General features: G+C 70.9%; 8 protein-coding genes. All 8 read left to right on the top strand.

All coding sequences use genetic code 11. The features are described from left to right. Positions 1-46: 46 nt before the first annotated feature. Positions 47-1,303, top strand: coding sequence for a trans-sulfuration enzyme family protein (locus ACX6XY_RS05720; protein WP_460327068.1), 1,257 nt, complete (start codon positions 47-49; stop codon positions 1,301-1,303). 82 nt (positions 1,304-1,385) lie between these two features. Continuing rightward, the gene (locus ACX6XY_RS05725) at positions 1,386-1,901 is read left to right on the top strand and encodes a MaoC family dehydratase (protein WP_460327069.1); all 516 of its coding nucleotides are present in this window, start codon (positions 1,386-1,388) and stop codon (positions 1,899-1,901) included. A 71-nt stretch (positions 1,902-1,972) separates the two neighbouring features. Beyond that, the gene (locus ACX6XY_RS05730; RefSeq protein WP_460327071.1) at positions 1,973-2,881 is read left to right on the top strand and encodes a class I SAM-dependent methyltransferase; all 909 of its coding nucleotides are present in this window, start codon (positions 1,973-1,975) and stop codon (positions 2,879-2,881) included. Beyond that, the gene (locus ACX6XY_RS05735; RefSeq protein WP_460327074.1) at positions 2,878-3,948 is read left to right on the top strand and encodes a class I SAM-dependent methyltransferase; all 1,071 of its coding nucleotides are present in this window, start codon (positions 2,878-2,880) and stop codon (positions 3,946-3,948) included. The genes ACX6XY_RS05730 and ACX6XY_RS05735 overlap by 4 nt, the downstream gene beginning before the upstream one ends. A 66-nt stretch (positions 3,949-4,014) precedes the next feature. Next, entirely contained in the window at positions 4,015-4,908 is an 894-nt protein-coding gene (locus ACX6XY_RS05740) for a diiron oxygenase (protein WP_460327076.1), read from the top strand. Positions 4,909-4,957: 49 nt separating this feature from the next. Continuing rightward, positions 4,958-5,932, top strand: coding sequence for a class-II aminoacyl-tRNA synthetase family protein (locus ACX6XY_RS05745; protein ID WP_460327078.1), 975 nt, complete (start codon positions 4,958-4,960; stop codon positions 5,930-5,932). Between the two features lies 1 nt (position 5,933). Further along, a complete protein-coding gene (locus ACX6XY_RS05750) occupies positions 5,934-6,707 on the top strand; it encodes a holo-ACP synthase (RefSeq protein WP_460327080.1) in 774 nt (257 codons plus the stop codon). Between the two features lies 1 nt (position 6,708). Beyond that, positions 6,709-7,265 (top strand): S-adenosylmethionine synthetase N-terminal domain-containing protein (locus tag ACX6XY_RS05755; RefSeq protein WP_460327082.1); only part of this gene is annotated, 557 nt, incomplete at its 3' end.

A 7,265-nucleotide genomic window follows, 5' to 3' on the forward strand; every position in this document is an offset into this window, starting at 1 on the left:
CCAGCAGGCATCGGGCGGCCCCTCTCGTCAGAAGGTGAGGGACATCATGGACACCGGTCTGGATGCCAGTCTGGATGCCAGTCTGGATGCCGGTCTGGATATCGGTACGCGCGCCGTGCACGGCGGCGGTCTCGACGAGCCCCTGGAGGCCGGAGGCCGACCGCTCAGCGTGCCCATCGTCCAGTCGTCGGCCTTCGCCTTCGACTCGGCCGACGCGCTCGCGGACGCCATGGCCGCGCCGGACGGCCCGTACGTCTACAGCAGGCGCGGCAACCCGACCGTACGGGCCCTGGAGCGGTGCGTCGCCGGGCTTGAGGGCGGCGCGTCCGCGATCGCCTTCGGCTCCGGGATGGGGGCGATCAGCGGGGTGCTGCTCGCGCTGCTGCGGCCCGGCGACCACGTCCTGGCGCAACGCTGTCTGTACGGCGGCACATACGCGGTGCTCTCGGACCTGGCCGCGCGGTACGGCGTCGAGGTCGAGTATCTGGCGGGCGACGACGCCGCCGAGTTCGAGCGTCTCGTCCGGCCCTCGACGCGACTGCTGCACCTGGAGACGATCGCCAACCCGACCGGGCAAGTGCCCGATCTGCCAGGGCTGTTGGCGGCCGCGCGGCGGCGGGGCGTGGTGGGCGTCGTGGACAACTCGCTGGCCTCGCCGGTGCTGTGCCGCCCCATCGAGCACGGCGCCGACGTCGTCGTGCACTCCACCACCAAGTATCTGGCGGGCCACTCCGACGTACTGGGCGGCGCGGCCGTGTTCGCCGACGACGGGCTGCGCCGCGAGGTCTGGCCGCGCACCGTCGAACTGGGCGCGGCCGCCGACCCGTTCGCCGCCTGGCTGACCCTGCGCGGGATCGCCACGCTGCCGCTGCGGATGCGGCAGCACTGCGCCAACGCCGAGCTGGTGGCGGGTCGGCTCGCCCGGCACCCCGCCGTGCGTGCCGTCAACTGGCCTTGGCTGCCGGGGCATTCCTCGTACGAGCTGGCCCGCGAGGTGCTGTCGGGCGGCGGCGGGATGGTGTCGTTCGAGCTGGCCGGGGGGCGCGCGGCCGGGCGGGCGTTCATCGAGCGGGTGCGGCTCGCCCGGCTGGCGCTGTCGCTCGGCGGCGTGGAGACGCTGGTCGCCCATCCGGCGTCCACCTCGCACCGGGAGCTGGACGAACGGGCGTTGGCCGAGGCCGGGATCGGGGCGGGCACCGTCCGGATGTCGGTGGGGATCGAGCACCCGGACGACCTCTGGCGGGACGTCGAGCGGGCGTTGGAAGCCCCGCAAGCCCCGCAAGCCCCGCAAGGTCAGCCATAGATTTGGATTGACAAAATAAATGGTCCATTCGTAGATTGGGTGGTGCTTAGGGAAGACACCTACTTCTGAAGGGGGCGCCCCTATGCGCTACTTCGAGGACTTCCGCGCCGGTGACGTCCACCAGCTGGGCACCGTGTCCGTCACCGAGGACGAAGTGCGGGAGTTCGCCCGCCGCTTCGACCCACAGCCCTTCCACACCGACCCGGAGCGCGCGGCGCGCTCGCCCTTCGGCGGGCTGATCGCCAGCGGCTTCCACATCCAGTCGATGTTCATGCGCCGGTACGTGGACGGGCTGCTCGCCTACAGCTCCTGCGCCGGATCGCCCGGCATCGACGAGGTCCGCTACCACCGTCCGGTGCGGCCCGGCGACACCCTCACCGCGCGCGTCGAGATCCTCGGCTCGCGCCCCTCGCTCACCAGCCCCCGCACCGGCGTCGTACAGCCGCGCTGCGAGCTGGTGAACACGGACGGGACGGTCGTGTTCAGCATGATCCTGCACAGCATCTTCGGGCGGCGACCCGCCGCACCCTCCGCCGACGACCCCGCGTCGATGCCCGCGGCGCAGGACCCGGTGCCCTGTGCGGGAGCCAGCCGCTGAACACGGCCGTCCGTCCGTACCGCACCACGCCAACACCGCTACCCCGACACCCGACCCGGAAGGGGGCCTTCGTGGAGGCCGTATCCCGCACCGCGCAATGGACCGCAGCCGCGCGGGCCCTGGAGACCGAACGCGCCGACCGGCTGTTCGCCGACCGCTACGCCCGAACCGTCGCCGACGGCATCGGCTTCGAGCTGCTCGACCGGTACGCGGGAGCGGGCACCGTCCCGTTCCTCGCCATCCGCACCACCTACCTCGACCTCGCCATCGGCCGCGCTGTGCGCGACCAGGGCATCCGGCAGGTCGTCTTTCTCGCCGCCGGGATGGACACCCGCTTCTACCGGCTGCCCTGGCCGGACGGCACCACGGTCTACGAACTCGACCGGCCCGCGCTGCTCGACGCCAAGGCGCGGATGCTCGCCGATGAGCCGGAACCGGTCGGCCGCGAGCGCCGCACCGTCGCCGTCGACCTCACCCAGGACTGGACCGGCGCACTCAAGGAGGCGGGCTGGCGCGCCGATGAGCCGACCCTGTGGGTGGTCGAAGGGCTGCTGTTCTTCCTGCCCGAGACCGCCGTACGGACGCTGCTGCGCACGCTCGCCCAGCACAGCGCGCCCGGCACGGTCTTCCTCGGCGACGTCATCAGCCGGGCCGCGCTGGACAACCCGCTGTCCCGGCCCTTCCTGAAGGCGCTCGAAGCGGACGGCAACCCCTGGCTGTTCGGCACCGAGGAGCCGGAACGGCTGCTCGCGGACTGCGGCTGGGCCGCGGTGGAAGTGCGGCAACCAGGCGAGGAGGGCGCGGACTTCGGGCGCTGGCCGTATCCGGTCGCGCCGCGTGAGACGCCGGGAGTGCCGCGCTCCTTCCTCTTCACCGCCGCACTTCCCACCGCGGACTCCGCAACGGACTCCGCAACGGACTCCACCGCGAACCTCACCGCGAACCCCACCGCGAACGCCAGCGAGGAGACCTCACGATGAGCGAGCCAAGCCAGGCCACCCACGACTTCCACCAGCGCATCATCGGCGACGCGGCCGCCGCCGTACGCGGCCTGACCGTCGCCATCGGCGAACGCCTCGGCCTCTACCGCGCCCTCGCCGCACACGGCCCGCTCACCCCCGCGCAGCTCGCCGCGGAGACCGGCACCACCGAGCGCTACACCGAGGAGTGGCTGCACGCCCAGCTCAGCGCGGAGTACGTCGAACGCCACCCGAGCTCGGACACGTACACCCTGCCCGCCGCGCACGCCCCCGTACTCGCGGACCCCGAAGCCGCCCCCTACGCCGCCGGGTTCTTCACCGCGCTCAAGGCGCTGTACGCGACCGAGGACCTGCTCGTCGACGCGTACCGCACCGGCGACGGCGTCGGCTGGGCCGAACATGACGCGGCGCTCGACACCGGCATGGGCAGCTTCTTCGAGCCCACCTACCGGCACCGGCTGCTCCCCGACTGGCTGCCCGCGCTGCACGGCGTCGAGGAGAAGCTCGCCGCGGGCGGCACCGTCGCGGACGTCGGCTGCGGCGTCGGGCACACCACGCTCCTCATCGCCGAGGCCTACCCGAACGCCACGGTGTACGGCTTCGACTACTCCGAGGAAGCCATCGTCATCGCCCGCCAGCTCGCCGAGGAGGCCGGGCTAGCGGACCGCGTCGTCTTCGAGACCGCGTCCTGCCACGACTACCCGGACGCGCCGACCGGCTCCGGCTATGACCTGGTGTGCTTCTTCAACTGCCTGCACGACATGGGCGACCCGGTCGCGGCGGCCCAGCACGTGCGCAAGTCCCTGCACCCGGACGGCACGTGGATGCTCGTCGAGTCCAACGTGTCGCCCGCCGACATCGACACGCACACCCCCGCCGCGCACATGTTCATGGCGCTGTCCGCGGTGATGTGCCTGCCCGTCGCCGTCGCCCAGCGCGGCCCGCACGCGCTCGGCAACCACTCCGGCGAGAAGGCGTTCCGGGCGATCGCCGAAGAGGCCGGGTTCAGCCGCTGGCGGCGCGCCACGGAGACCCCGGTCAACGCCGTCTACGAAGTCCGCCCGTAGTCCCGCGACCGGTCCGCCCGCCTGCCCGTCTGCCCGCCTGTCCACCCGCCCACCCAGGAGAGACCCATGGCCACCGCGGCCCCCCTGCCCGTAACCGAACGCTTCAAGGAAGTCCTGGAGCGGCTCAGCACCAAGGCCGTCGAGGACTACTACAACCCGTACCAGGAGTTCGACTGGCCCGAGCGGCTGGACGAGGACCGCCTGTGGATGAGCCCCGAGCTGCTCACCCCGTACGGCACCGAGCACTTCGACCAGCTCGGCGAGGACACCCTGATCCGGCTCTCCAAATGGGAGTCCATCAACTTCTACAGCCTCAATGTGCACGGCATCCGCGAACTCCTCATCGAGGTCGTCGGCCGCATCCATATGCCCGGCTTCGAGGTGCCGTCGGACTTCTTCCACCACTTCATCGGCGAAGAGAACGAACACATGTGGTTCTTCGCCGAGTTCTGCCGCCGTTACGGAGACAAGATCTACGGTTCGACGGCGATGCGCGCGGACTCCGCCTGGGAGCCCGAGGTCGAGAACTTCCTGGTGTTCGCCCGCATCCTGTTCTTCGAGGAACTCGTCGACCACTACAACACCAAGATGGCGCAGGACAGCACCCTGTGCGACACCATCCGGCAGGTCAACCGGCTGCACCACCAGGACGAATCCCGGCATATCGCCTTCGGCCGCGAACTGGTCGCCCTGCTGCACACACGGATGTGCGAGGCGGTCGGTCCCGAGCGGCTGCGCGAGGTCGAGGCCTACCTGAAGCGGTACGTCGTCTTCAGCGTCAACTCCCTCTATAACCCGCATGTTTACCGCGACGCGGGCGTCGCGGACCCGCTGGCGCTGCGCAACGCGCTGGTCGCCGACGAGCGGCGGCGCGTCCACGAGCGCAAGGCGATCCGCAAGCCGCTCGCCTTCTTCCTCAAGACCGGGATCTTCACCGACGACACGCTCCCCGTCGTCTAGCGCATCCCTGTCCCGGCCCGCCCCTTCGTCCCACACCGAGAGGTGGCTCATGACCGTAACCGGTACCACCACAGAACGAAGTTCACCCCCGACGCCCGCACCCGCGCCCGCACCCGCATCCGCGCCCGCAGGCGGCCTGCCCTCCCTCGGCCCCGAGGGCACCGCCCTGCTCCGCCTCCTCGACGACACGTTCGAGAGCTGGGGCATCGCGTCCGGCGCCCGAGCCATGACCATGCCGCCCCTGCTCCCGGCCGCCGACCTGGCCCGCCTCGACTACTACGACAACTTCCCGCACCAGGCCGTTGTCGCGACCCCGCTGGACCTGGACCGCCGCGGCGACGAGGACGCCGCGTTCTGCGCCGACACCGGCTGCTTCCCCTGCCAGGCCCTGCGACCGGCCGAGCTGGGCCTGCCGTCCGCGTCCTGCTACGCCGTCTACCTCGACCACCAGGGCCGACGCGTCGCCGACGACACCCTCGTCACCATCGTCAGCTGGTGCTTCCGGCAGGAGGCGCGGTACGAGGGGCTGCGCCGCCAACTCGCGTTCCGTATGCGGGAAATCGTCGCCATCGGCAACCGCGAGCACGCCGAACAACACCTGTGCGCCTTCACCGAACGCGTCCACGCCTTCGCCAGCGCCCTGGACCTGCCGCTGCGCAAGGAGGCCGCCACCGACCCGTTCTTCGACAAGGGCGGCTCCAAGGCGGTCATGCAGCGACTGTCGCCCGTCAAGCACGAGTTCCTGTACGAGGACCTGGCCATCGCCTCGGTCAACACGCACCGGAACTTCTTCGGCGACCGCTGCGCGATCACCCTGGACAGCACCGGCGGACCTGCCTTCACCAGCTGTGTGGCCTTCGGCCTGGAACGCTGGCTGTCCGCGCTGACCCGGCGGCACGGCGGCTGGGAGGCCGCGACGGAGGCCGTACAGCGGGCCAGGGCGGCTGTCGCAGGTGAGCCGGTCGCCGCCCCCGCGTCGCCGCCCCCGTCGCCGCCCTCTCCCCCCGGCGGGCCGGTGAGCTGAGGTGACGGCCCGTCCCACCGCCCCACCACCGGCGGGCGGCATGGGCTGGGCGAATCTCGGCATGGACATCGTCTCCGTGAGCCGCGTACGGCGGCTGCTCGCCGAACACGGGGAGGGATTCTTCAGCCGGATGCTCGACCCCGGCGAACTGTCCGACTGCCGTACGTCCACCGGGCTCGACCTGCTCGGCCTGTGCGGGCGTATCGCGGCCAAGGAGGCGGCGTTCAAGACCCTGCGGGTCCGCGGCAGATTCCTCCCCTGGCTGGACATCGTGGTGCGCCGTTCGGACGGCGGCTGGCCGCTGGTCCACCTGCGGCGCGCCGCGTCCGAGATGGCCGCGGAGTCCGGGATCGCCGAGATCACCGTGAGCATCAGCCACGACGTGGACTACGCGGTGGCGGTCGCCGCCCCCATCCTCACCACGACGCCCATGCCCTCACCCAAGCCGCCCACACCCCTTTCCCTCATTTCCCCCATTTCCGCCCCCACTTCCACCCCCACTTTCACCTCCACCACGCCAAGGAGCACTCCCATGAACGACGGTCTGCAGCAGGTCAAGGACTGGATCCTCAAGCGCCACCCAGAGCGCACCGACATCGCACTCGACCTGGACCTCATCGAGAACCGACTGATCGACTCGCTCTCCTTCGTCGAGTTCGTCTTCCTGCTGGAGCAACTCAGCGGCAAGTCCATCGAGATGGAAACCCTGGAGGTGGACGCCATCCGCACCCTGTCCGCCATCGACGAGAGCTTCTTCCGCGCGGAGGTGGCCTGAGATGGGCGGCGTCCGCAGGCTCTTCACGTCGGAGTCCGTGACCGAAGGGCACCCCGACAAGATCGCCGACCGGATCAGCGACACCATCCTGGACGCCCTGCTCGGCGCGGACCCGGCCTCCCGCGTCGCCGTCGAGACGCTGATCACCACCGGCCAGGTGCATGTGGCGGGCGAGGTCACGACCAAGGCGTACGCCGACATCGCCGGGCTCGTACGCGAAGCCGTACTCGACATCGGCTACGACGCGTCCGCCAAGGGCTTCGACGGCGCCTCCTGTGGCGTCTCGGTGTCCATCGGCGCGCAGTCCCCGGACATCGCCCAGGGCGTGGACACCGGCGGCGCGGGCGACCAGGGCCTGATGTTCGGCTACGCCTCGGACGAGACGCCCGAACTGATGCCGCTGCCGATCCAGTTGGCCCACCGCCTGTCCCGCCGCCTGACCCAGGTACGCAAGGACGGCACCGCCCCTTACCTGCGCCCGGACGGCAAGACGCAGGTCACCATCGAGTACGACGGCGACAGGCCGGTCCGTCTGGACACGGTCGTCGTCTCCTCGCA

The sequence above is a fragment of the Streptomyces sp. O3 genome, assembly GCF_054788135.1.